The sequence below is a fragment of the Kitasatospora sp. NPDC023120 genome, from assembly GCF_055560835.1.
Genome location: NZ_JBVHHY010000027.1, coordinates 1 through 24,199, shown reverse-complemented (window position 1 = coordinate 24,199; position 24,199 = coordinate 1). Strand labels below are relative to the sequence as shown.

At 74.2% G+C, this 24,199-nt stretch carries 18 protein-coding genes and 1 pseudogene; 4 read left to right on the top strand and 15 right to left on the bottom strand.

Features of this window, described 5'->3' with window-relative positions:
- Nucleotides 1–12: 12 nt before the first annotated feature.
- The 5 genes from ACZ3TI_RS31990 to ACZ3TI_RS31970 form a co-directional block, all read right to left on the bottom strand.
- Complete coding sequence (locus ACZ3TI_RS31990) at nt 13–1,080, bottom strand: ParA family protein (protein ID WP_030245868.1); 1,068 nt, start codon at nt 1,078–1,080, stop codon at nt 13–15.
- Nucleotides 1,081–1,517: 437 nt separating this feature from the next.
- Nucleotides 1,518–2,633, bottom strand: a complete 1,116-nt coding sequence (gene ald / locus ACZ3TI_RS31985) for an alanine dehydrogenase (RefSeq protein WP_030062543.1) — start codon at nt 2,631–2,633, stop codon at nt 1,518–1,520.
- A 260-nt stretch (nt 2,634–2,893) separates the two neighbouring features.
- On the bottom strand, nt 2,894–4,936 hold the full coding sequence (locus tag ACZ3TI_RS31980) for a tetratricopeptide repeat protein (protein ID WP_465732399.1): 2,043 nt from the start codon (nt 4,934–4,936) through the stop codon (nt 2,894–2,896).
- Between the two features lie 300 nt (nt 4,937–5,236).
- Nucleotides 5,237–5,866 carry an NUDIX domain-containing protein gene (locus tag ACZ3TI_RS31975; RefSeq protein ID WP_465732529.1) on the bottom strand — a complete coding sequence of 210 codons (630 nt, stop codon included), beginning with the start codon at nt 5,864–5,866 and terminating at the stop codon, nt 5,237–5,239.
- A 127-nt stretch (nt 5,867–5,993) separates the two neighbouring features.
- Nucleotides 5,994–7,673 (bottom strand): CTP synthase, encoded by a 1,680-nt coding sequence (locus tag ACZ3TI_RS31970; RefSeq protein ID WP_465732397.1) that lies wholly within the window; start codon nt 7,671–7,673, stop codon nt 5,994–5,996.
- A 721-nt stretch (nt 7,674–8,394) separates the two neighbouring features.
- Here ACZ3TI_RS31970 and ACZ3TI_RS31965 point away from each other — a divergent pair.
- On the top strand, nt 8,395–10,392 hold the full coding sequence (locus ACZ3TI_RS31965) for a glycoside hydrolase family 15 protein (RefSeq protein ID WP_465732395.1): 1,998 nt from the start codon (nt 8,395–8,397) through the stop codon (nt 10,390–10,392).
- A gap of 32 nt (nt 10,393–10,424) precedes the next feature.
- Here ACZ3TI_RS31965 and ACZ3TI_RS31960 read toward each other — a convergent pair whose 3' ends face one another.
- The 3 genes from ACZ3TI_RS31960 to yczE all read right to left on the bottom strand — a co-directional run bounded on the left by ACZ3TI_RS31960 (nt 10,425) and on the right by yczE (nt 14,132).
- Nucleotides 10,425–11,603, bottom strand: coding sequence for a glycosyltransferase family 4 protein (locus ACZ3TI_RS31960; RefSeq protein ID WP_465732393.1), 1,179 nt, complete (start codon nt 11,601–11,603; stop codon nt 10,425–10,427).
- Nucleotides 11,604–11,764: 161 nt separating this feature from the next.
- A complete protein-coding gene (gene recN, locus ACZ3TI_RS31955) occupies nt 11,765–13,498 on the bottom strand; it encodes a DNA repair protein RecN (protein WP_465732527.1) in 1,734 nt (577 codons plus the stop codon).
- Between the two features lie 88 nt (nt 13,499–13,586).
- Nucleotides 13,587–14,132: a membrane protein YczE gene (gene yczE / locus ACZ3TI_RS31950; protein WP_465732525.1), complete on the bottom strand. Its 546-nt coding sequence runs from the start codon at nt 14,130–14,132 to the stop codon at nt 13,587–13,589.
- Between the two features lie 324 nt (nt 14,133–14,456).
- Between yczE and yczR the strand changes: the two genes are divergently transcribed.
- Entirely contained in the window at nt 14,457–15,956 is a 1,500-nt protein-coding gene (gene yczR, locus ACZ3TI_RS31945) for a MocR-like transcription factor YczR (RefSeq protein ID WP_465732391.1), read from the top strand.
- Nucleotides 15,957–16,038: 82 nt separating this feature from the next.
- Here yczR and ACZ3TI_RS31940 read toward each other — a convergent pair whose 3' ends face one another.
- The 4 genes from ACZ3TI_RS31940 to ACZ3TI_RS31925 all read right to left on the bottom strand — a co-directional run bounded on the left by ACZ3TI_RS31940 (nt 16,039) and on the right by ACZ3TI_RS31925 (nt 18,977).
- A complete protein-coding gene (locus ACZ3TI_RS31940; protein WP_465732389.1) occupies nt 16,039–16,944 on the bottom strand; it encodes an NAD kinase in 906 nt (301 codons plus the stop codon).
- 91 nt (nt 16,945–17,035) lie between these two features.
- Nucleotides 17,036–17,842, bottom strand: coding sequence for a TlyA family RNA methyltransferase (locus ACZ3TI_RS31935; RefSeq protein ID WP_465724139.1), 807 nt, complete (start codon nt 17,840–17,842; stop codon nt 17,036–17,038).
- A gap of 36 nt (nt 17,843–17,878) precedes the next feature.
- A complete protein-coding gene (locus ACZ3TI_RS31930; RefSeq protein ID WP_465732387.1) occupies nt 17,879–18,112 on the bottom strand; it encodes a hypothetical protein in 234 nt (77 codons plus the stop codon).
- Nucleotides 18,096–18,977 (bottom strand): hypothetical protein, encoded by an 882-nt coding sequence (locus ACZ3TI_RS31925; protein WP_465732385.1) that lies wholly within the window; start codon nt 18,975–18,977, stop codon nt 18,096–18,098. The genes ACZ3TI_RS31930 and ACZ3TI_RS31925 overlap by 17 nt, the downstream gene beginning before the upstream one ends.
- A gap of 181 nt (nt 18,978–19,158) precedes the next feature.
- On the opposite strand from ACZ3TI_RS31925, the gene ACZ3TI_RS31920 reads away from it, so the two are divergent.
- Nucleotides 19,159–19,506 (top strand): SCP2 sterol-binding domain-containing protein, encoded by a 348-nt coding sequence (locus ACZ3TI_RS31920; protein WP_465732383.1) that lies wholly within the window; start codon nt 19,159–19,161, stop codon nt 19,504–19,506.
- Nucleotides 19,507–19,573: 67 nt separating this feature from the next.
- Here ACZ3TI_RS31920 and ACZ3TI_RS31915 read toward each other — a convergent pair whose 3' ends face one another.
- Together ACZ3TI_RS31915 and ACZ3TI_RS31910 are read right to left on the bottom strand one after the other, a co-directional pair.
- Nucleotides 19,574–20,629, bottom strand: coding sequence for an HAD-IIA family hydrolase (locus tag ACZ3TI_RS31915; RefSeq protein WP_465732381.1), 1,056 nt, complete (start codon nt 20,627–20,629; stop codon nt 19,574–19,576).
- A 130-nt stretch (nt 20,630–20,759) separates the two neighbouring features.
- Nucleotides 20,760–21,377, bottom strand: a complete 618-nt coding sequence (locus ACZ3TI_RS31910) for a tetratricopeptide repeat protein (RefSeq protein WP_465732379.1) — start codon at nt 21,375–21,377, stop codon at nt 20,760–20,762.
- Nucleotides 21,378–21,469: 92 nt separating this feature from the next.
- Here ACZ3TI_RS31910 and ACZ3TI_RS31905 point away from each other — a divergent pair, with 92 nt between their 5' ends.
- Nucleotides 21,470–22,840, top strand: a complete 1,371-nt coding sequence (locus tag ACZ3TI_RS31905; protein WP_465732377.1) for a DUF1015 family protein — start codon at nt 21,470–21,472, stop codon at nt 22,838–22,840.
- Nucleotides 22,841–23,179: 339 nt separating this feature from the next.
- Here the strand turns inward: ACZ3TI_RS31905 and ACZ3TI_RS31900 are convergent.
- Nucleotides 23,180–23,906 (bottom strand): annotated as a pseudogene (locus ACZ3TI_RS31900) (tetratricopeptide repeat protein); the annotation flags it as partial.
- Nucleotides 23,907–24,199 lie beyond the last annotated feature (293 nt).

Genomic DNA, 24,199 nt, shown 5'->3' with positions numbered 1-24,199 from the left:
CACCCGGGAGACTCACTCGGCGGGGCGGCACCGGTCGAGCACCTCCCTGGCGAGCTGGCGGTAGGCGGCGGCACCGACCGAGTTGGTGGCGTACGTGGTGATGGGCTCGCCGGCGACGGTGGTCTCCGGGAAGCGCACGGTCCGCCCGATGACGGTGTGGAAGACGTGCTCGCCGAACGCCTCGACGACCCGCGCCAGCACCTCGCGGCTGTGCACGGTGCGCGAGTCGTACATGGTCGCGAGGATGCCGTCCAGGCGCAGCTCGGGGTTGAGCCGCTCGCACACCTTCTCGATGGTCTCGGTCAGCAGCGCGACACCGCGCAGCGCGAAGAACTCGCACTCCAGCGGCACGATCACGCTGTGAGCGGCCGTCAGCGCATTGACCGTCAGCAGGCCCAGCGAGGGCTGGCAGTCGATGATGACGTAGTCGTAGTCGGGCAGCAGCGGCTTCAGGGCGCGCGCCAGCGCGGACTCCCGGGCCACCTCGCTGACCAGCTGTACCTCGGCGGCGGAGAGGTCGATGTTGGACGGCAGCAGGTCCATCCCAGGGACCGCCGTCTTGAGCAGCACCTCATCGGCCGTCAGGCCCCGCTCCATGAGCAGGTTGTAGACGGTGACGTCGAGCTCCATCGGGTTGACGCCGAGGCCGACCGAGAGCGCGCCCTGCGGGTCGAAGTCGACGAGCAGCACCCGGCGGCCGTACTCGGCCAGCGCCGCACCCAGGTTGATGGTCGACGTGGTCTTGCCGACGCCGCCCTTCTGGTTGCACATGGCGATGATCTGGGCGGGGCCGTGCTCGGCGACGGGCGCGGGGATCGGGAAGTACGGCAGCGGACGGCCGGTCGGGCCGACCCGCTCGCGGCGCTGGCGCGCGGCGTCGGGGGCCAGCGTGGCGGCGTACTCCGGGTCCGGCTCGTACTCGGCGTCCGGGTCGTCGTAGGCGCCGTAGGCGAACTCGCCGTAGGCCAGGCCGTAGGCCGCCAAGTCGGCGTCGTGATCGGTCACCGTGGTCACCTGTGCTGTGTTCTGGCGTGCTTCGAAGGTGCGGAGTGCGACCGAGCCGACCTCGGCCGAACCCACGGAGGGCTGCCGGGCCCCGGGCTCCACACTCGGCTGGCCGGCGGTGTGCTCCGCCAGTCCTGGCTGACCACCCCCGGGAGCAATTGTCGACTCATTCACAAGTCGTCTTACCTCCTTGGGCATCCAGGACTCTATGTCGATTCGTCAGCGTGGCAGCATGCCGACGGTTTGCGACTCTAGGCCGTTCAAGGCGTTCGCAGCAACACAATCCACGGTAGTCGGCAGGATGTGTCGACCATCAGGCGGGCTGCTGTCAAGGGTTGAATGGGTCTCTGACCCCAACGTTTCTGCGGCAGGGTGACCGGGCGGGTGATACGACCGACGGAAATTGACGACAGAGCGACCTACCCGGTCCCCCCGCTGTTCACGGGCACGGCGAAGCCCCCGACCCGAAGACATCGGGTCGAGGGCGAACGACCGCCGTGCGGTCAGGGGGTTCAGGCGAGCACGCTCTCCAGGGAGACCGACTCCAGGCCGAAGGCCTCGGCCACGGCCGGGAAGGTGATCTGGCCCTCGTGCACGTTCAGGCCCTTGGCGAGCGCCGGGTCACGGCGCAGCGCCTCCTTCCAACCGCGGTTCGCCAGCTCGATGACGTACGGCAGCGTGGCGTTCGTCAGCGCGTAGGTGGAGGTGTTCGGGACGGCGCCCGGCATGTTGGCCACGCAGTAGAAGACCGAGTTGTGGACCTGGAAGGTCGGGTCGTCGTGCGTGGTCGGGTGCGAGTCCTCGAAGCAGCCGCCCTGGTCGATGGCGATGTCGACGAGCACGGAGCCCGGCTTCATGCGGGAGACCAGCTCGTTGGTGACGAGCTTCGGGGCCTTGGCGCCCGGGATCAGCACGGCGCCGATGACCAGGTCGGCGTCGAGGACGGCCTTCTCCAGCTCGAAGGAGTTGGACATGATGGCCTTGATCTTCGTGCCGAAGATGCGGTCGGCCTCGCGCAGCTTGTTGATGTCGCGGTCGAGCAGGGTCACGTCGTAGCCCATGCCGATGGCGATGGTGGCCGCGTGCCAGCCGGAGACGCCACCGCCGATGACGACGGCCTTGGCCGGGTGGGTGCCGGGCACGCCGCCGGGCAGCACGCCGCGGCCGCCGGCCGGACGCATCAGGTGGTACGAGCCGACCTGCGGGGCCAGGCGGCCCGCGACCTCGGACATCGGGGCGAGCAGCGGCAGCGCGCCGTTGCCCAGCTGCACGGTCTCGTACGCGATGGCGGTGGTGCCCGAGGCGATCAGCGCGTCGGTGCCGGCCCGGTCGGCCGCCAGGTGCAGGTACGTGAAGACGGTCTGGCCCTTGCGCAGCCGGTGGTACTCGGAGGCGATGGGCTCCTTGACCTTCAGCAGCAGGTCCGCGGTCGCCCACACCTCGTCGGCGGTGGGGAGGATGGTGGCGCCGGCGGCCACGTACTCCTCGTTGGGGATCGAGGAGCCGAGACCGGCGTTGTCCTCGATGTAGACCTCGTGTCCGTTGCGGACCAGCTCATGCACGCCGGCGGGCGTGATGGCCACGCGGTACTCGTGGTTCTTGACCTCGCGGGGGATGCCGACCTTCACGACTGAACACGTCCTCTTGCCATGGGGGTCCCGACCGGAGAAGACCGGTGGGCGACGCGCACGTGGGGAAGCCTCCGGGCAGCCCGGGGCGGGGATCGCTGCGCGACTAGCTTCGAGTGTAATGAAGCCCAGTCGGCGTGTCAGCCTTCCAAAGTGAATAAATTTCCCGAACGCATTGGCAGGTTCGTAGGCTTCCCCTGAGACTTACCTACCAAAGACGCCTCAACCGGGCATCTTCGACAATACCTCCGAAACCCCCGTCACCACCCGGCGTCGACCCGTTCCCGCAGGTCCGCGAGGGCCGTGCCGACGGCCTCCCGGCCGCGTTCGTCGCCGAGCCTGCGCAGCACCGCGAGGGCCGCCCGGTACTCGCGGTCCGCCTCGTCGAAGCGGCGCTGGGCGGTGTGCGCCTCGGCCACCCGGGCCAGCAGCCGGGCCTCGGCCGCGTGGTCCCCGAGGGCCTGGCGCAGCCCGAGCGCCCGCCCGTACCAGTCGGCGGCGCGCACCGAGTCGCCGAGCGCCCGGTGGCAGCCGGCCGCGCCCTCGAGGGCGCGCGCGCAGAGCGGCTCGTCGTCGGCCTTCCGGGCGTGCTCCAGGGCGGCCCGGTAGTGCGCGGCGGCCTGCTCCCAGCGGCCCGCGGCGACCTGCAGGTCGCCCAGGTTGAGCAGTGCGGCCGAGGCGCGGCGGGGCCGGCCGTTGCGCTCGGCGACGGTGAGCACCAGCTCGTGCAGCCGGTAGAGGTCCGCCGGAGCGGCGGCGCCGGTCAGCGGCAGCGACCGCAGCAGGGCGGTGACCAGCCGCCCGGCCGAGCCGTCCAGGTCGCCCTGGCCGATCGCGTCGGCCACCGCGCCGAGCAGCAGCTCGCGCTCTCCGAGCAGCCACTCCCGGGCGTGCTCGGCCGAGCGCAGCCGCAGCGCGCCGGGCAGCGGGTCGGTGTCGGGGGCACCCGCCGGGTCGAGCAGCGCGCGGGCGGACTCGGTGAGCCGGACCAGCCGCTCCAGCAGCCGGGCCCGGGCGAGCTCGGTCTCGGCGGGCCGGTCCTCCTGCTCGCGCAGCCGGACCAGCCGGGGGTAGAGCCGCCCGGGCACTCGGTAGCGCGGGGTGCCGTCGGCGGCCGGCGCCTCCCGGCCGAGCAGCTCCCGCTCGGCCAGCGCGGCCAGGGTCGCGGCCGCGTCCGGCACCGGGCAGCCGACCAGGGCGGAGGCGGTGCGCGGGTCGGCGGTCTGCGCCGGAGCCAGGGTGAGGGTGCGCAGCATCCGCGCCTGCGCGGCCGGCAGCCCGCGGTACAGCAGCGTGAACGCGCCGAGCAGCGGGTCGTTATCGGGCACGGGCACCGGCTCGGCGGGCTCCGGGCCGGGCTTCACCCAGCCCGCCGGATCGCCGGCCGGCTCGGGCGCGGCGGCTGCCTGGGCGGCAGGCTCCCCGGGCTCGTCCGCCGAGGACTTCTTCAGGGAGAGCTTGGCAGGCGCCCCGGGTTTGGCACCGCGCTCCTTCTTCCTCCCCTTCTTGGAGTCCGCCGGGGTCTCCTCCCCCACCACCCGGTCGAGCTCACGCGCCGCGTCGGTGACCGCGGTCTCGGCGTTCCCGCGCAGCCAGCCCGCCATCAGCCGCAGCGCGGCCGGCCCGGCGGCGCAGGCCTCGGCCAGGTCGGCCGCACCGACCGGGTCGCAGGAGATCCGGGTGCCGCCGACCAGGTCGGCCAGCAGCTCGCCGGAGGCGGTCCGGTCCAGCCCGCCGAGGATCACCGGGTCGATGTCCTCGATCCCGGTGAGCGGCCCGGCGGTGGTGGCGAGCACCAGGCAGCCGGGCTCGTCGGCGAGCAGCGGCCACACCTGCCCGGCATCCCGTACGTCGTCCAGGACGAGCAGTACCCGCAGCCCGGCCAGGGCCTCGCGCAGCGCCACGCAGCCCGGCTCGTCCCGCCCGTCCTCGACCGCCCCGGGCAGCGGAACGGCCGCCTCCGGGTCGAGCTGCTCCAGCAGCAGCCGGGCGGCCCGCGCGGGCGGCACCCGCCCGCCGTCCGGGGCGGACAGCCGGGCGAACAGCACGCCGTCCGGGTAGTCGGCGGCGACGGTGCGGGCGAAGCGCGCGGCGAGCACGGTCCGTCCGGAGCCGGGGCGCCCGGCCAGCACCAGGACCGGGCAGCGCCCGCTGGTCGGCCGGGCGGCGGCGGCCCGCAGCGCGGCGAGTTCGGCGCGCCGCCCGACGAACAGCGAGGGCCCGGCCGGCAGCCGGTCCAGTCCGGGGACGGCCCCGGCGGGCGCGTCGGGGCCGGGGTCCATCGTCGCCGTCTTCCTCGCCACCCGTGCCACTCCCGACGTCATCCCGCGTCCGGCGTCCGGCTGGTCAGTGTCCGGCGCTCGGCGGAGGCGGCCCGGCACGGGCGCCCTGTCTGCGAAGCGTAGTTCGACCGTCCGGCTCAGCCGAGCTGACATCCGGTCGTACGAACCGGCAAATCACCCCAAGGCATCAACCCGCGTCGTATGCCCCCGCTTCGAAGGCCTCACGCCCTCGAAGGACGCCCACGTCCCGAACGGCCTCGCGCCCTCGAACTCGAAGGGGACGCCCACGCCCGAACGGCCTCGCGCCCCCGAAGGGGACGCTCACGCCTCGAAGGGCCGGGCCGGCCAGGGCGAGTCCGCCGGGCGTAGCGCGTCCAGCCCGTCCGGGCCGGTGAGCGCGGCGTGCACGGCGAGGGTGCCGGTGATCAGCGTCGGGTTGTGCAGCTGCCCGGCCTGGATCAGCCTGATCAGTTCGGGCACCGGCACCCAGGCGACCTCGATCTCCAGCTCCTCGCCCTGCGCCGCGTAGCGCTCGCCCTCGGCCGCCGAGAGGTCGGTGGCGAGGAACATCCGCAGCGCCTCGTCGGTGCCGCCCGGGGAGGTGTAGTAGTCGGCGAGGATCCGCCAGGTGTCGGCCTTGCAGTGCGCCTCCTCGTAGAGCTCGCGCTGGGCGGCGTGCCAGGGGTTCTCGCCGGGCACGTCGAGCAGGCCGGCTGGCAGCTCCCACAGCCGCTGGCGCACGGGGTGGCGGTACTGGCGCAGGACCAGCACCCGCTGTTCGTCGTCCAGGGCGAGCACCGAGACCGAGCCTGGGTGCGTCTGGTAGTCGCGGCGGGCCCAGCTGCCGTCGGGCATCCGGACCTCCTCGCTGCGCACGCCGGTGACCTTGCCCTGGAACGGCGTCCCGGTCCCCCGGACCTCCCACTCCTCGGCCACGTCGGCGATCACCAGGCGGCTCTGCTCGTCCATCGCTCTCCCCTTTTCGTCAGTACGACACAATCTAACGCCGGACGGCGGCCCCGCGGGAATCGCGGGGCCGCCGTCCGGTGAACGACCGAGGCCGAGGAGAAGAAGACGACTACTCGGAGGCCGAGGTCTTGATCTCGATGGCGGCCTTGACCAGGCCCGCGAACAGCGGGTGCGGGCGGGTCGGGCGGGACTTCAGCTCCGGGTGGGCCTGGGTGGCCACCAGGTAGGGGTGCACCTCGCGCGGGTACTCGACGTACTCGACGAGGTCGCCCTTGGGCGAGAGGCCGGAGAACTGCAGGCCGGTCTTCTCCAGGTCCGCGCGGTACGCGTTGTTGACCTCGTAGCGGTGGCGGTGGCGCTCCTCGACGTACTGCTCGCCGCCGTAGACCTCGCGGACGATCGAGCCCTCGGCGAGCTTGGCCGGGTACAGGCCCAGGCGCATGGTGCCGCCCAGGTCGCCCTTGCCGTCGACGATGGCCAGCTGCTCGGCCATGGTGGAGACGACCGGGTGCTTGGCGGCGGCGTCGAACTCGGTGGAGTTGGCCTCGGGCAGGCCGGCCAGGTTGCGGGCGGCCTCGATGACCACGCACTGCAGGCCCAGGCACAGGCCCAGCAGCGGGACCTTGTTCTCGCGGGCGTAGGTGATGGCGCCGACCTTGCCGTTGACACCGCGGTCGCCGAAGCCGCCGGGGATGCAGATCGCGTCCACGTCGCCCAGCTGCTCCTGCGCACCCTCGGGGGTCTCGCAGTCGTCGGAGGTGACCCACTTGATCTCGACCCGGGCGTTGTTGGCGAAGCCGCCGGCGCGCAGCGCCTCGGTCACCGACAGGTAGGCGTCCGGCAGGTCGATGTACTTGCCGACGAGCGCCACCTTGACGATGTGCTGCGGCTCGTGGACGCGGCGCAGCAGGTCGTCCCAGGTGGTCCAGTCCACGTCGCGGAACGGCAGGTCCAGGCGGCGCACCACGTAAGCGTCCAGGCCCTCGCCGTGCAGCACCTTGGGGATGTCGTAGATCGACTTGGCGTCGATGGCCGCGACCACGGCCTCCTCGTCCACGTCGCACATCAGCGAGATCTTGCGCTTGATCGCCTGCGGGACCTCGCGGTCGGCGCGCAGCACGACGGCGTCCGGCTGGATGCCGATGTTGCGCAGCGCGGCGACGGAGTGCTGGGTGGGCTTGGTCTTCAGCTCGCCCGAGGGGCCGATGTACGGCAGCAGGGAGACGTGCACGAAGAACACGTTGTCCCGGCCGACCTCGTGGCGGACCTGGCGGACGGCCTCCAGGAACGGCAGCGACTCGATGTCCCCGACGGTGCCGCCGACCTCGGTGATCACCACGTCGACGTCCTCGGTCGCCATCCGGCGGATCCGGGACTTGATCTCGTTGGTGATGTGCGGGATGACCTGGACGGTGTCGCCCAGGTACTCGCCGCGGCGCTCCTTGGCGATGACGGTCGAGTACACCTGGCCGGTGGTGACGTTCGCCGAGCCGTGCAGGTTGGTGTCCAGGAACCGCTCGTAGTGGCCGATGTCCAGGTCGGTCTCGGCGCCGTCGTCCGTGACGAACACCTCACCGTGCTGGAACGGGTTCATGGTGCCCGGGTCCACGTTGAGGTACGGGTCCAGCTTCTGCATCGTGACGCGCAGGCCGCGGGCCTTGAGCAGGGCGCCGAGGCTGGAGGCGGTGAGCCCCTTGCCGAGCGAAGAGGCGACACCCCCGGTGACGAAGAGGTGCTTGGTCGTCACGGCGCGGCCGTTCGCTGCCTTGCCGGAATGGGGCTGTGCCAAGAGGGGGCTCCCGTGGGTCGCGTGTCGAAGGTGACGTGGGCGGGAGGCTCGGGGTTCGCCGGGCGACGGAGCCGGGTGCGGTGCACCGCGCTCGAGGAGTCGCCGGTTCGGCTGGTCCGGGGCGTTTTGATCCCGCCGGTCCACGGGATACCAGGGTATCAGTGACCCGACCGGGACGCCGTTCGGGCCGCGCGCGCCGCACCAGGGGCGCGCGCCGGGCGCACCACCGGCGCATCATCAGCCGCTTGTGTCACACCGGTCGCACAACCCGTCGGACCGGGCCAGCCAGCGCCATCCGTCCGGGTCATGCGGCCCCCTCCGGAACGACCACCCGGAGGTGATCCTTCCGGACCATCCTTCGCCGGGCACCCGCGATGCACGGCATTTCCGCCGAATTGCGGCGCCACACCGGGCTGCGCCCGCGTGCTTCGCCCCTTTCGTCCGTCGTAAGCTGCTCGGACGCATCGCCGACAGCACGAGCACGCGGAGGGCGTGGGAGGGTCAGGACACTCCCGGTCCCCGATGCGCGACCGGACCTCCCCGTATTCCAGCTCCTCCCCACCCACTCCAGGGGCTCGACCGAGCCCCGCGCGGACACTCCAGCAAGGCCTGCCACCACCCCCCGGCAGACCGGACGTCCCGGGGTGGACCCCCGGCCCCGCAGACCGCTCGCTCCCTCCGCTCGCCGATGCCCTGACCACATTGCGAACTGGAGATCCACGTGGCCGGCCGTATCGAGGACTACGCACTCATCGGGGACATGCAGACCGCTGCCCTGGTCAGCAGGGACGGGGCGGTGGACTGGCTCTGCCTGCCCCGCTTCGACTCGCCGGCCGTGTTCGCCGGCCTGCTCGGCACCGATGAACACGGCTTCTGGCGGATCGGCCCGGCCGAAGCCGTCCTGACCGAGGTCCCCGCCCCCGCCGCCACGGCCCCCGGCACCGCGGTCCGGGTCCGCATCGCCGACACCGAGGACCTGCGCGTCCCCCCGCCCACCGCCGCCGCCCCCGCCGTGCCCGCCGACCGCCGCCGCTACCGGGGCGACTCGCTGATCCTCGAGCAGGAGTGGGACACCCAGGGCGGCACCGTCCGGGTGATCGACTTCATGCCGCCCCGCCCGCTGGCCGGCAAGGACGCCGTCCCCCAGGTGATCCGGATCGTCGAGGGGGTGGACGGCTCCGTCCGGATGCGCTCGGCGCTGCGGATGCGCTTCTCCTACGGCCGGATCGTCCCGTGGGTGCACCGCGTCGAGCAGGCCGACGGCGGCCACCGCACCGTCGCCATGGCCGGGCCCGACTCGGTCTGGCTGGACGGCGAGGCCGACACCTACGGCCGCAACCTCACCACGTACGCCGACTTCACCGTCACCGCCGGCGAGCGGATCGCCTTCGCCCTCACCTGGCAGGCCTCCCACCTCGACCCGCCCAGGACTCCCGACGCCGAGCGGCTGCTCGACGCCACCGCCGACTTCTGGCACGAGTGGGCCGACCAGTGCACCTACCAGGGCCCCTACCGCGAGGCCGTGGTCCGCTCCCTGATCACCCTCAAGGGCCTCACCTACGCCCCCACCGGCGGCATCGTCGCCGCCCCCACCACCTCGCTGCCCGAGGACATCGGCGGCGAGCGCAACTGGGACTACCGCTACACCTGGCTGCGCGACGCCGCGATCACCCTCTCCTCCCTGCTGCGCACCGGCTACCGCGAGGAGGCCAAGGCCTGGCGCGAGTGGCTGCTGCGGGCCGTCGCCGGGGACCCGGAGAACCTGCAGATCATGTACGGCATCGCGGGCGAGCGCGAGCTCACCGAGTCCTCGCTGGACTGGCTGCCGGGCTACGAGGGATCCCAGCCCGTCCGGATCGGAAACGGCGCCGCCGGGCAGCTCCAACTCGACGTCTACGGCGAGGTGGTGGAGGCCCTGCACCTGGCCCACATGACCGGCCTGGTCCGCAACGACCACGCCCACCACCTCCAGCTGCGCCTGATCGAGTACCTGGAGGACCACTGGCAGAACCCGGACGAGGGCATCTGGGAGGTCCGCGGCCCGCGCCGGCACTTCGTCCACTCCAAGGTGATGGCCTGGGTCGCCGTCGACCGCACCATCAAGCTGCTGGAGCAGACCCCCGAGGACGCCCCCGCCGACGGCCACCTGGAGCGCTGGCGCGAGCTGCGCGACACCATCCACCGGGACGTCTGCGAGAAGGGCTACGACCCGGAGCGCAACACCTTCACCCAGTACTACGGCGGCCAGGAGCTGGACGCCTCGCTGCTGCTCATCCCCCAGGTCGGCTTCCTGCCGCCGGACGACAAGCGCGTGATCGGCACCATCGAGGCGATCCAGCGCGAACTGTCCACCGAGGACGGCTTCGTGCTGCGCTACCCGACCCACGACGAGTCCGGCAACAACGTGGACGGCCTCTCCGGCCACGAGGGCGCGTTCCTGGCCTGCTCGTTCTGGCTCGCCGACGACCTCGCCATGATCGGCCGGGTGCAGGAGGCCCGCGAGCTGTTCGACCGGCTGCTCTCGCTGCGCAACGACCTCGGTCTGCTGGCCGAGGAGTGGGACCCGCGGCTCAAGCGCCAGGTCGGCAACTTCCCGCAGGCCTTCAGCCACGTCCCGCTGATCGACACCGCCCTGCGGCTGACCGCCTGCGGCGCCGCGTACCTGTCGGCCCAGCCGGACGGCCTGGCCGCCGACCGGGTCGAGCAGGCGACGGTCTGACGCCCCCGGACACACCCCTGGGGCCCACCGCCCTAGCTGCGCTGGACCAACTCGTCGTAGGTGCTGAGCACCTGGGCGACGGTGGCGGCCTCGTCCGGCCAGGTCTCGGCCTGCTGCCGGCCGGCCGCCGCCAGCCGCTCGCGCCGGGCCGGGTCGGACAGCAGCCCGCGCACCGCGCCGCCGATCGCGGCCGGGTCGCCCGGGGCCACCAGGACGGCGGCGTCGCCGACCAGCTCGGGGATGCCGCCGACGGCGGTGGCGACCACCGGCACGCCGGCCCGCATCGCCTCCTGCACCACCAGCGAGCGGGCCTCCCAGCGGCTGGGGACCACCACCACGTCGGCGGCGGCCAGCAGGTCGGGCACGTCGGTGCGGTAGCCGAGCAGCCGCACCGGCAGCTTCTCGGCGGCCACCCGCTCGCGCAGCGCGCCCGCCTCCGGGCCGTCCCCGGCGAGCAGCACCAGCGGCTCGGGGTCCAGGGCGGCGAGCTCCCGGGTGGCGTCCAGCAGCAGCCCGAAGGCCTTCTGCGGGACGAGCCGGCCCACCGCCAGCACCAGCGGGCGGTCCGGCCCGCCGCCGAGCAGCGCGGCACGGGCCTCGGTGCGGCCGAGCCGGCCCTCGGGCATCGGCGGGGCGGCCACCGGGCCCAGCCGGGCATCGGTGGCGCCCAGCTCGCGGGCGCGGGCGACCAGGTCGGAGGAGGCGCCGAGGACCAGGTCCGCGGCGCGCGCGACCCGGCGCTCCATCAGCCGCTGCAGGCGCCGCTCCATGCCGGTGGCCAGCAGCGCGTGGTGCGAGGTGACCACCAGCGGGGTCTCCGGGCGCAGCCCCGGGAAGCGGCCGGCGGTGCGCAGCGCGAGGTCGGAGAGCAGCCCGGCGCGCAGCCCGTGGGCGTGCACCACGTCGGCGCCGGTGAAGGCCCGGCGCAGCTCGCCGATCGCGGTGGCGTCGCTGCGGGCGCCCGCGGTGGGGGTGATGTCGACGGTGTGGAACCTGGCGCCGGTGCGGGAGAAGCCGAACAGCGCGTCCGTGCCGGACGGCGCGCAGACCGTGACGATCACCCCGTGCGCGACCAGGCCCTGGGCCAGGGAGCGCACGTGCGCACCGATGCCGCCGGTGCTGGCGGCCAGGACGAGTACCACGTGCAGCTGCCCCGGTTCCGGGGCGGCCGCGGTGGCCCGGGCGGCGGAATGGTCCACGTCGTCTCGCATCCGACTCGATCAGGTTCGTGCGCCGCTTCGCGAGGATTGCCCGCCCGGCGGCACTCGGGGCTGGGAAGCCAGTGTCCAGCGGCCACCATGCCAGGTCGGCGGCCTTCTTGGACAGTCGACGGCACCGGGGCGCGTCGCCGACGGTCCGCGGGGCGCGCCGACTACCGGTGGCGCGGGGCCCGGGCGGCGGCCAGCAGTTCCTCGGCGTGGGCGCGGCCCAGCTCCGAGTCCTCCAGGCCGGCCAGCATCCGGGAGAGTTCGCGCACCCGCTCCTCGTCGTTCAGCACCTTGACGCCGCTGCGGGTCACGGTGCCGTCGTTGGTCTTCTCCACCACCAGGTGACGGTCCGCGAACGCGGCGACCTGCGGGAGGTGGGTGACCACCACGACCTGGGCGGACTCGGCCAGCTTGGCCAGTCGGCGGCCGATCTCGACCGCGGCCTTGCCGCCGACGCCCGCGTCCACCTCGTCGAACAGGTAGGTCGGGACGGGGTCGGCGCCCGCGAAGACCACCTCCACGGCGAGCATCACGCGGGACAGCTCACCGCCGGAGGCACCCTTCGCGATCGGGCGGGGCTGGGCCCCCGGGTGCGGGGCGAGCAGCACCTCGACCTCGTCCACGCCGTGCGGACCGTACGCGACGGTGCGCCCGCCGACCTCGATCCCGCCCAGGTCGTCGACCTGGGTGAGCGAGAAGGTCACCCGGGCGTGCGGCATCGCCAGTTCGGCGAGCTCGGCGGAGACGGCCGCGGCGAAGCGCCCGGCCGCGGCCTGCCGGGCGGCCGACACCTCGGCCGCGAGCTCGGCCAGCTCGGTCCGCAGCTCGGTCTCCCGGGCGCCGAGCTCGTCGATCCGGTCGTCGTCGCCGTCGAGCTCGGCGAGCCGGGCTGCCCCGGTCTCGGCCCAGGCGATCACCTCGGCGAGGGTGTTCTCCTCGCCGCCGTACTTGCGCAGCAGCTGGGCCAGGACGGCCCGGCGGTCCTCGACGGCGGCCAGGCGCACCGGGTCGGCGTCCAGGTCGTCCGCGTAGCCAGCCAGGTCGCCGGCCACGTCGGCGAGCAGGTAGCCGACCTCGTTGAGCCGGTCGGCGAGGGCGGCCAGGCGCTCGTCGTGGTGGCGCACGGCGTCCAGGGCGCGGCGGGACTGCGCGAGCAGGGTGCCCGCGTCCAGGGCCTCCGGGTCGGCCGGGTCGCCGGCCAGGGCGGCGTGGGCGAGGGTCGCGGCGGAGGACAGCGCGTCGGCGTGGCCGAGCCGCTCGGCCTCGGCGGAGAGCTCGGCATCCTCGCCCGCCACCGGCTCGGCGGCGGCGATCTCGTCCAGGCCGAAGCGCAGCAGGTCGGCCTCCTGGGCGCGCTCGCGGGCCCGGGTGGTCAGCTCCTCCAGGGTCGCCGAGACCTCGCGCAGGGTGCGGTAGGTCTCCCGGTAGCGAGCCAGCGGCTCGGCGACCGCCTCGCCCGCGTACCGGTCCAGCGCGCCGCGCTGGCGGGCCGGGCGCAGCAGGCGCTGCTGGTCGGTCTGGCCGTGCACCGCGATCAGGTCCTCGCCGAGTTCGGCGAGCAGCCCGACCGGGACGGCCCGCCCGCCGACGTGCGCCCGGGAGCGGCCCTCGGCGGAGACGGTCCGGCTGATCAGCAGGGCGCCGTCGTCCAGTTCGGCCCCGGCCTCGACGGCGCGGGCCGCCACCGGGGAGTCCGCGGGCAGCTCCAGCCGACCCTCGACCACGGCGCGTCCGGTGCCGTTGCGCACCAGGCCCGGGTCGGCACGCCCACCGAGCAGCAGGCCGAGGCTGGTGACGACCATGGTCTTGCCTGCGCCGGTCTCACCGGTCACGGCGGTGAAGCCGGGGGCGAGCTCGACCACCGCGTCGTCGATGACCCCAAGATCCCGTATCCGCATCTCGTCCAACACGGAGAAGACCTTACGAGGTTCCGCCCCCGGCGCGCGACGAGCGGCAACGGCGCGCGGCAACTCGGCGCCCCGAAGTTCATCCCTTCCGGGGGTTTCGTGCGGGCACCGGCGCGGTGCACCAGGGCAGGAAGAACTGCACCAGCGGGCCGATGGCCAGCGCGTACGCGACGGTCCCGATCCCGGCGGTGCCGCCGAGGAGCAGTCCGACGGCCAGGACGGTCAGTTCGATTCCGGTGCGGATCAGCCGCAGCGAGCGGCCGGTGCGCCGGTGCAGGCCGGTCATCAGGCCGTCGCGCGGGCCGGGGCCGAGGCGGGCGCCGATGTAGAGGCCGCTCGCCAGGCCGTTGAGCACGATCGCGGCGGCCGTCACGGCGATCCGGGCGGGCAGGGCGTCCGGGCCGCCGACGAACCGCAGCGTGAGGTCCATCGCCGCACCGATCACCAGCACGTTGGCGACGGTGCCCAGGCCGGGGCGCTGGCGCAGCGGGATCCACAGCAGCAGCACGAGGGCGCCGCAGACGGTCACCCAGGCGCCGACCGAGAGGCCGATGCTGCGCTGCAGGCCCTGGTGCAGGACGTCCCAGGGGTCCAGGCCGAGGCCGGCGCGGAGCATCAGCGCCATGCTCGCGCCGTACAGGGCGAGACCGGCGAACAGCTGCGGGATCCGGCGTCCCAGGCCGCGGGTGTCGCCGAGGACGCGGACCGCGAGGCCGGGCTGCCCGGCGGCGGTCTCCGTGGTGGTCCCCCGGGAGTCGGTCGCCGTGGTGCTCTCCCCGACGGTGGTCGCTGCGAGCGTGGTCGTGGTGGTCGTGGTGGCCAATGGTGCTCCTGCGATGGTGCTGCACCGTCGGTCCCGGCGGTGGCGGACGGTAAGGCCGCCCTGCCATGATGGCCAGGCCAAAGCAGCCCCCTCCAGGGCCAATCCCGAGCAAGTGGACTGATAGCCATGGCCGACTGGCACACCACCGTCACCCCGCCCGCGCTCGCCCGGTTGCTCGCCACCGCCCGGCTCCCCGAGCCCGCCACCGCCCGCCGCCCTGCCTACCGCACCCTCGCCGGGCAGATCCGGCTGCTGGTCACCGAGGGCCGGCTGCCGGTCGGCGCCCGGCTGCCCGCCGAACGCGAGCTGGCCACCACGCTGGAGCTGAGCCGCACCACCGTCGCCACCGCGTACGAGACCCTGCGCGGCGACGGCTACCTGCACAGCCGGCGCGGCGCGGGCAGCTGGACCGCCCTGCCCGAGGGCGCCCCACCGCCCGGCGACGCCCTGCACCCCGTCCCGCCGGACGAGCAGGGCCGCACCCTGGACCTCGGCGCCGCCGCCCCGCCCGCGCCGCAGCCCTGGCTCGGCGCCGCCGCCGCCCGCGCCGTCGAGCAGCTGCCGTACTACGCCTCCGGGCACGGCCACTACCCCACCGGCGTCCCGGTGCTGCGCGAGGCCGTCGCCCGCCGCTACACCGAGCGCGGGCTGCCCACCACGCCCGACCAGGTCCTGATCACCACCGGCGCGATGGGCGGCCTGCACCTGGTGCAGCGGGCGCTGGTCGGCCGCGGCGACCGGGTCGCCGTCGAGGCGCCCAGCTACGCGCACACCCTGCAGGCACTGCGCCTCTCCGGCGCGCGCCTGGTCCCGGTGCCGTACACCTGGGCGCCCGGCCCCCGGTGGGACCCGGACGAGTGGCAGCGGGTGCTGCGCGGCGCCGCGCCCAGACTCGCCTACGTCATCCCGGACTTCCACAACCCGACCGGCGCGCTGATCGACGAGGAGCAGCGCCGCGAGCTGCTGGCCGCCGCCCGGGCCGCCGGGAGCACCGTGCTGGTGGACGAGACCACCGCCGAACTCGGCTGGGGCATACCGGAGTCCGTGCCGCTGCCGCGCCCGACGGCGGCGCTGGACCGGTCCGCCCAGGTGGTCACCGTCGGCTCGGCCGGCAAGCTGCTCTGGGGCGGCCTGCGGATCGGCTGGGTCCGGGCCGCGCCCGCGCTGGTGCGCCGGCTGGCCGGTGAGCGGGTCTACAGCGACGTCGGCACCCCGGTGCTGGACCAGCTGATCGCCGCCGAACTGCTCGGCGAGCCGCTGCCCGCCGTACGGGCCCACCAGCTGGACCGGATGCGGGCCACCGCGCACGCCTTCGCCGCCGCGCTGCCCGAGCACCTGCCCGGCTGGAGCTTCCCGATGCCGACCGGCGGGCTCGCCCTGTGGGTCTCCACCGACGGGCTGTCCGGCGCGGCGCTGGCCCGGACCGGGGAGCGCGGCGGGGTGCGGATCGCCTCGGGCAACCGCTTCGGCTCGGACGGCGCGTTCGAGCACCACATCCGGATCCCGCTCACCGTGCCCGCGGCGACCGTCCCGGCCGCCGTCGAGCGCCTCGCCGCGATCGCCGCCCGGACCACGGTCGGCGGCCGGCTCGGCTCGGCGGACGAGGCCCAGCCGCTGGCGGTCTGACGCCGGCGCCCTGACGACCGCCTGACGCTCGCTCAGCGGCCGGGCCCACCCGACTCGTTGTCGGTCCCGGACCGATCCGGCCCTAGTGGTGGTCGGCCCGGCCGCGCCAACCCGTCACCGGCAGCGCGAACTTGGCGACCAGCCGGTCGGTGAACGGCGCCCGGTGCAGTCTGGCCAGCCGCACGGGCGTCCGCCCCCGGCGTACCTCCACCCGTGCCCCGGCGGGCAGTTCGACCGAGCGCCGCCCGTCGCACCAGAGCACGCCGTGCGGCGTCTTCGGCTGCACCTCGACGGCCAGCACCGACGCGGGCGAGGTCACCAGCGGGCGGGCGAACAGCGCGTGCGCCGAGATCGGCACCATCAGCAGCGCCTCCACCTCCGGCCACACCACCGGCCCGCCGCCGGAGAACGCGTACGCGGTGGAGCCGGTCGGCGTCGCGCAGACCACGCCGTCGCAGCCGAAGTTGGAGACCGGACGGCCGTCCACCTCGGTCACCACCTCCAGCATCCGTTCCCGGGACGCCTTCTCGATCGAGGCCTCGTTCAACGCCCAGTCCTCGTGCACCACGTCGCCGTTGGTGCGGACGATGACGTCGATCGTCATCCGCTCCTCGACCTCGTAGTCGGCGTCGACCACCCGCTCGACCACCACGGCCAGGTCGTCCCGCTCGGCCTCGGCGAGGAAGCCGACCCGGCCCAGGTTGATCCCGAGCATCGGCAGCCCGTGCGAGCGCGCCAGCTCCGCCCCGCGCAGCAGTGTCCCGTCCCCGCCGGCCACCAGGATCAGCTCGCAGCCGTCCGCCGCCCCGGGGCCCTCGGCCACCTTCTCGACGCCTTCCGGCAGGTCCAGGTCGACCGCCTCGGCCTCCAGCAGTCTGATCCGGAGCCCGGCCTTCAGCAGCCCGTGCACCAGGCCCTCGACGCTGCGCAGCGCCGCCTCCCGGCCGGTGTGCGCGATCAGGAAGACCGTGCGCTCTTCATCGCTCATGCCGCTGCCCTCTCCCTAACGCCTACCGGGTCGCCCTCGGCCCCGGTGCGGCCGTCCTACAGCATGACGGGCCGGACGCCCGCCGAGCACCCTACCGGGGCCCCTCCGCCACGGCCCGGTCCGCCTCCGCGGGGTCCAGCTGCGGGGCGTCCCGGCGCAGCCACAGGAAGTACTCCACGTTGCCGGACGGTCCCGGCAGGGGGCTCGCGGTGACGGCGCGCACGCCCAGCCCGAGCTCCCAGGCCTGCCCGGCCACCTGGCGCACCATCTCGGCGCGCAGCTCCGGGCTGCGCACCACCCCGCCGCTGCCCAGGCGCTCCTTGCCGATCTCGAACTGCGGCTTGACCATCAGTACCAGGTCTGCGTCCTCGGCCGCGCAGGAGGCGAGGGCCGGGAGCACCAGACCCAGCGAGATGAACGACAGATCGCCCACGACCAGGTCCACCAGGGTGCCGCCGATCAGCTCCGGGGTCAGCTCGCGCACGTTGGTGCGGTCCATCACGGTGACCCGCTCGTCGCTCTGCAGCGACCAGGCGAGCTGCCCGTACCCGACGTCCACCGCCAGCACGCCGGCCGCCCCGGCGCGCAGCAGCACGTCGGTGAACCCGCCGGTGGACGCGCCCGCGTCCAGCGCCCGGCGGCCCTCGACCACCAGGCCCTGCGGCACGAAGGCGGCGAACGCGCCGGCGAGCTTGTGGCCGCCGCGCGAGACGTAGTCGGGGTCGTTCTCGTCCTTGGCCACCACGACCGCCGCCGAGGTCTCCACCTGGGTGGCCGGCTTGGTCGCGGTGGTGCCGCCGACGGTCACCCGGCCGGCTGCGATCAGCTCGGACGCGTGCTCGCGCGACCGGGCCAGCTTGCGGCGGACCAGCTCCGCGTCGAGTCGGCGTCGTGCCACTGCCACTGGTGTTTCAGCTCCTACGGGTCCTGCGGATCATTCCTGGTCGAGCGCGGCCAGCGTGTCGACGAGCCGCTGGTGAACATCTTCGTACACCGCGACGTGCGCCTCGGCGGGGACCCCGTCCAGGGCCTCCAGCCGGGCCAGCCCGGCGTCCACCACGGGGTGGCCGGTGGGCAGCAGTTCGACGCCGAGCGGCTCCACCTGCCGCTCCGGCGCGCTCACCCCGGCCGTCACGACCGGCTCGTTCGGCTCATTCGTCTCGGGCATCGGGCTTCTTCGTGCTGGTGGCCTTGCGGACGGTGGTCTTCCTGGTCGCCGTGCGCTTCGCGGGGGCCTGCTCGGAACTCTGCCCGGCGGTGGCGCCCTGCTTGGCGGTGGCGGTCTTCTTGACGGTCGTCGTCTTCTTCGCGGCGGCCTTCTTGGCCGTGGTCCGCTTCGCCGCCGTCTTCTTCGCGGTCTCCTGCTTCGCGGTCTCCTGCTTCGCGGTCTCCTGCTTCGCGGTCTCCTGCTTCGCGGCGGACGTCTTCGCCGCGGGCTTCTCCTCCGCAGGCTTCTCGGCCGCGGGCTTCGGGGCCTTCTCCTTCTGCTCCACCCGCGGCTGCGGAGCGGCCGGCGAAACCGGAGGAACCGGCGGATCGACCTCGACCGGCTCGTCCACCTCCACCCGCTCGGCCACTATCGGCTCCCCCACCGACCGGCCCGCGGACCGCTCGTCCTCGTGCTCCCAGCCGCGTCCGAACAGGTCGTCCGCCCGCGGCGCCGGCACCGGCTCCTCGGCACCGTACCGACCCCCGCCGGGCTCGGTCGCCGGGGCCTCCTCCTCGACCTCGCGCAGCTTGGTCTCCAGGTACGCCAGCACCACGCCGACCTTGGTGACCTGGTCACCGACCTTCTCGAAGACCTTCTCCGCCTCGTTGCGAGCCACCCCGACCGCCAGGTCCACCCCGGCCAGTCCGGCGGTGACCGCCTCCTCCGCCAGCGTCTGCAGCGTCTTCGCCGACGGCGGGAACTGCCCGCCCAGCCGGCGCTCGACCCCGGCGACATCCACCCCGGCCTTCTCCAGGATCGAAGCGGCCGTCACGACGACCCGCTTGCCGACCTCCTCGACCACCTCGGTGGCGGTCTCCACCACTCCCCGAACCGTCCTCGGCAGCATCCGGGTGCCTCCCAATCGCCTACGCGCGTCGCTCCGTCGCTCTCGGTACCCGGGCCGTGCCGGGCACCCCACTGACGACGCTACCGCCAAAACCCCGCTGAGGTACCGTGGCCGCAGTCCGCACCGCAGCGACCGGAGGATGGAGGAGCCGCAGCCCATGGCGAACGCCGAGGAGTGCCGGGAGGCCCTGGAGCAGCTCAGCCGGAACATGGCGAAGTCCACCGGCGACGTCAAGAAGGCCGCGTCCCTCGACCGCTCGCTCAGCTGCCGGATCACCGACCTCGACCTGACCTTCACCGGACAGCTGCGCGACGGCCGGATCCAGGACGTCGTGGTCGCACCCGGTACGCCCGAGGCGAAGGCCAAAATCGGGCTCACCATGAGCAGCGACGACCTGGTCGCACTGGTCGACGGCCGGCTCAACTTCGCCTCCGCCTGGGCGAGCGGCCGGGTCCGGCTGGATGCGGGCCTCCGCGACCTGCTGCGGCTGCGCACCCTGCTCTGAACCCGGCTGCTCCGAAACCGGCTCCTCCGAACCCGGCCGACGCCGGTCCTCCAGGCTCCTCGCGGGCTCAGAAGCCCAGCTCGGCCAGCGCCTTCCGTCCGTCCACCGGCTCACCGCCCGCGTCCAGCGCCGTCCACGCCGCCGCGCACAGCGCCCGCAGGCCGTCCCAGCGGTCGCCGGCCCCGGAAAGCCGCAGCTTGACGCCCTCGCCGTCCTCCCTGCCCTCGACGCCCGCGACCCAGCCGCCGCACGCGAAACCGTCGGCACCGGCCGTCACCGCCGGGTGCGGCACCAGCAGTCCGCGCAGGTCGGCCGCCAGGTAGGTCGGCCGGTGCTCGACCGGGGCCGCCAGCAGCAGCTCGGGGGTCGTCACCCCGGTGAAGACCAGCAGGCTGTCCACCCCGCCGTTGAACGCGCCCTCGATGTCGGTGTCCAGCCGGTCCCCGACCACCAGCGGCCGCTCGGCACCGGTGCGCAGCACGGTCTCCCGGTGCATCGGCGGAAGCGGCTTGCCCGCCACCTCCGGCTCCACCCCGGTCGCCGCCCGCACGGCCGCCACCAGCGTGCCGTTGCCCGGCGCGATGCCGCGTGCCCGCGGCACCGTCAGGTCCAGGTTGGACGCCACCCACGGCAGCCCGCTCTGCACCGCGTACGAGGCCTCCGCCAGGTCCGTCCAGCCCACCGAGGGGTCGAAGCCCTGGACCACCGCGAGCGGCCCGTCGGCCAGCGAGCGGACCGCGACCAGCCCTTGCTCGGCCAGCGCCTCCTCCAGCCCGAGACCGCCCACGACCAGCACCTTCGCGCCGGCCGGCACCTTCTCGGCGACCACCCGGGCGGCGGCCTGGGCCGAGTTGATCACGTCCGTCGGCTCGGCCGGGACGCCCAGCTCGGTCAGGTGCTCGGCCACCACGCGCGGCGGGCGGGAGGCGTTGTTGGTCACGTAGGCGAGCCGCATCCCGGCCGTCCGGGCGGCGTCCAGCGAGGCCACCGCGTGCACGATCGCCTGCGCGCCCGCGTAGACCACGCCGTCCAGGTCCAGCAGCGCCGTGTCGTACGCCTCGGTCAGCGGCCGCTCACTGCCGCCGGGGGCGGTCCGTCGCACGGGGGTGGCCGTCTCGGTCATCGCTGCACTACCTCATTCACTGCGTCGTCGTTCACTGCGTCGTCGGTGTTCACTGCGCCGTCTGCGTCATCTGCGGCAATTGCGGCAACGGCGTCGTCGGCCGCCTCGTCGCGGCACCACGCCGTGCCCGTCAGGCGTCACCGTCGACGCCGTCCGGCTCTCCCCCGGCCGGGTCCGCCGTTCCGGGCGGCGGCGCCAGGTACCCGGGTGCCCCGGGCAGCAGCGGGCCGTACGCGCCGGCGCGGGCCGCCAGTGTCGCCCGGGTCTGCCGCAGGGCCGCCCGGTAGTGGTCGGCCTCCGGCCGCATCGCCACGGCGAGCGCCAGGTGCTCGGCGGAGGTCTCGAAGTCACCCAGCCGGGCCGCCGCGACCCCCCACCCGAACTGAGCGTAGTCGTCCGCCGGGTCGGCCAGCGCCACGGCCCGGAAGTTCTCCAACGCCGCCGCGTACGAACCCACGTCGAACTGGGCCCGGGCCAGCGCCTCCCGGATGCTGCGCGAGTGCGGCTCGGCCGCCGCCGCCCGGGTCAGCAGCTGCTCGGCGGCCGCCGGATGCCCCTGCGCCAGCAGCTGCGCACCCCGGCGGAACCAGTCGTACACGTCGCCGGAGGGCTCCCCGGACCGGCTCTGCGACGGCACCCCGCCGGTCGGACCACCGCCGTCGGCCGGAGCGCCCCCACCAGTGGCGCCGACCGGTCCGCCCGACCTGGCCGGACCGTCGCCGTACACCCGTTCCTGCCCGTCGTCCATGCCGTACCTCGCCCTCGGTCGCACACCCGCCCCACGGATCGGCACGGGTATTCCGATCTCTCAACAACGCGTACCCGGTTACGATGCCCAGAATGAGCACCCCCAGTGCAGAAGACGGAGTCGAGACTCCCGAGGGCGGCCCCGGCGATCCCGGGCACGTCGCCACCGCCGGCCTGTCCCTGTCCCCCTTCCGCGGCCTGCGCTACGTCCCGGACCGGGTCGGCGCCCTGGCCGCGGTGATGTCCCCGCCGTACGACGTCGTCGACCCCGGGCGCCGACTCGACCTGGAGACCGCCGACCCGCACAACGTGGTCCGGCTGATCCTGCCCAGGCCCGAGCCCGAGGACGCCGGTGACCGCCCCGACCGCGACACCCGCTACCGGCACGCCGCGCGGCTGCTGGCCGCCTGGCAGCGCGAGGGCGTCCTCGCTGCCGACCCCGAGCCCGCGATCTACGTCTACGAGCAGCAGGTGCCCGCCACCGCGGACGCGCCCGAGCTGCTGCAGCGCGGTCTGATCGGCGCCCTCGCGGTCAGCGGTCCCGAGGCCGGCGTGGTCCTCCCCCACGAGGACGTGATGCCGCGGCCGGTCGCCGACCGGGTCGGCCTGATGCGCACCACCCGGGCCAACCTGGAACCGCTGCTGCTCACCTACCGGGGCAACGGCGGCGCCTCCGGGGTGATCGAGCGGACGGTCGAGGGTGAGCCCCTGCTGTCCACCGCCACCAGCGACGGCACCCACCACCGCCTGTGGGCCGTCACCGACCCCACCGACATCGCCGAGATCAGCCGCGACCTGGCCACCTGCCGGGCGCTGATCGCCGACGGCCACCACCGCTGGGAGATGTACCTGCGCCTCCAGCGCGAGCACCGCCACCTGCCGCGCAGCCCCTGGGACCGCGGCTTGGTGCTCCTGGTGGACACCGCCCGCTACCCGCTGCGGGTGCGCGCCATCCACCGCGTGCTCTACCGCCTGCCGGTGGCCGAGGCGCTGGAGAAGCTCGGCGACCAGTGGAAGGTCAAGGAGGTCCCCGGCCCGCTGCCCGCCGCGCTCCAGGCCCTCGCCGAGCAGAAGCGGCACGGCGGCAACGGCTTCGTGCTGACCGGCGGCGACGGCGTCTACTGGGTGCTCGGCGAACCCGAGGAGTCTCTGCTGGACGCCACCGTGCCGCGCGACCGGCCCGAGGAGTGGCGCCACCTGGACGCCACCGTCCTGCACGCCACCTTGCTCGACCGCACCTGGCACGTCCCCGACGGCCCGGACGACATCGGCTACCTGCACACCGCCGTCGCCGCCGAACGGGAGGCCGCCCGCACCGGCGGCACCGCCGTCCTGCTGCACCCGGTCCGGGAGAGCGTGGTGCGGCGGCTGGCCGAACAGGGCGTCACCATGCCGCGCAAGTCCACCTCCTTCGGGCCGAAGCCGGCCACCGGGCTGGTGCTGCGCAACCTCGCGCTGGGCTGACCCCACGCCCGGGCCGGCGTCGCACCGTCGTCCCGGACGCCGTGAGGCCCTGCCGTTCCCGGTGGATCCCGGGGAACGGCAGGGCCTCACGGCGTTACCGAGGGGGTGCTCAGCCCTTGGCCTCGTCCTTGGCGTCGGCGGCCTTGGCGTCCGCGTCATCGGCCTTCGTGCTCTCGGCCTCCGCAGCCTCGGGCTCGGAGTCCTGGGCGCGCTCGGGCACCACGCCGTCGAAGTCCTCGTCGATCTCGAGGTCGTCCTCGTCGTAGAACTCCTCGACGTCCTCCTCGTCCTCGAAGATCACGCGGTCGTCGGCGATGTCGCCGCCGCGCTTCTTCGCCGGGGCCTCGGCCTGCTCGGCCTCCTCCTCGGCCAGCTCCGGGTCGAGCGCGTCGGTGAACTCCACGCCGTCGATCTCGGCGAGCCGCTCCGAGGCGTTGGTGCTGCCGTCGGTGTCGGCCTCGGCCGCCTTCGCGAACCACTCACGGGCCTCGTCGGCGCGGCCGGCCGCGATCAGTGCCTCGGCGTAGGCGTACCGCAGACGCGCGGTCCACGGCTGCACGGAGCTGGAGGCCAGCTCCGGGCTCTGCAGGGTCACCACGGCGGCGTCGAACTGCTCCATGTCGCTGCGGGCACCCGCGGCCACCAGGCGCATCTCGACCTGGCCGGCCTTGTCCAGCTGCTTCACCTCGGGCTCACCGGCCATCGCCAGCGCCCGCTCGGGACGGCCCAGACCGCGCTCGCAGTCGGCCATCACGGGCCACAGGTCCGCACGGCCGGTCATCCGACGGGCGGCACGGAACTCGGTCAGCGCCTCGGAGTAACGCTGGGTCATGTACGAGGCGAAACCGGCCGCCTCGCGAACCGCGGCGACACGGGAGGCCAGACGGAGCGCGACACGCGAGTACTGGTAGGCCTCCTCCGGCTCGCCGTCGAGCAGGCGGGCCACCATCACCAGGTTGCGCGCGACATCGTCCGCGAGGGTCTTGGGCAGGCTCTTGAGCTCCTGACGCACATCCGCGTCCAGCTCGAAGCCGGTGACGTCCTCCGGGATCGGCAGGCGCTTGACGGGCTCGTAGTTGCCCCGGCGGTCGTCGTAGTCCCGACGGGCCCGGTCGTCACGGCGGTCGTCCCGACGGTCGTCGCCGCCGCGGCGGTAGCCGCCGCCCTGGCGGTCATCACGGCGGAAGCCGCCACGGTCGCCACCGCGGTCGTCGCGACGGAAACCGCCGCGGTCGCCGCCACGGTCACCGCGGTCACGGTTGAAGCCACCACCCGGACGCTCGTCACGACGGAAGCCGCCGCGGTCGCCACCACGGTCGTCCCGGTCACGGCCGTAGCCACCCGACGGACGGTCGTCAC

Coding starts and splice junctions, on each gene's coding strand:
- ACZ3TI_RS31960 (WP_465732393.1), bottom strand. CDS start 11,603: ATGCGAGACGACGTGGACCATTCCGCCGCCCGGGCCACCGCGGCCGCC.
- recN (WP_465732527.1), bottom strand. CDS start 13,498: ATGCGGATACGGGATCTTGGGGTCATCGACGACGCGGTGGTCGAGCTC.
- yczE (WP_465732525.1), bottom strand. CDS start 14,132: ATGGCGCTGATGCTCCGCGCCGGCCTCGGCCTGGACCCCTGGGACGTC.
- yczR (WP_465732391.1), top strand. CDS start 14,457: ATGGCCGACTGGCACACCACCGTCACCCCGCCCGCGCTCGCCCGGTTG.
- ACZ3TI_RS31940 (WP_465732389.1), bottom strand. CDS start 16,944: ATGAGCGATGAAGAGCGCACGGTCTTCCTGATCGCGCACACCGGCCGG.
- ACZ3TI_RS31930 (WP_465732387.1), bottom strand. CDS start 18,112: ATGCCCGAGACGAATGAGCCGAACGAGCCGGTCGTGACGGCCGGGGTG.
- ACZ3TI_RS31920 (WP_465732383.1), top strand. CDS start 19,159: ATGGCGAACGCCGAGGAGTGCCGGGAGGCCCTGGAGCAGCTCAGCCGG.
- ACZ3TI_RS31915 (WP_465732381.1), bottom strand. CDS start 20,629: ATGACCGAGACGGCCACCCCCGTGCGACGGACCGCCCCCGGCGGCAGT.
- ACZ3TI_RS31910 (WP_465732379.1), bottom strand. CDS start 21,377: ATGGACGACGGGCAGGAACGGGTGTACGGCGACGGTCCGGCCAGGTCG.
- ACZ3TI_RS31905 (WP_465732377.1), top strand. CDS start 21,470: ATGAGCACCCCCAGTGCAGAAGACGGAGTCGAGACTCCCGAGGGCGGC.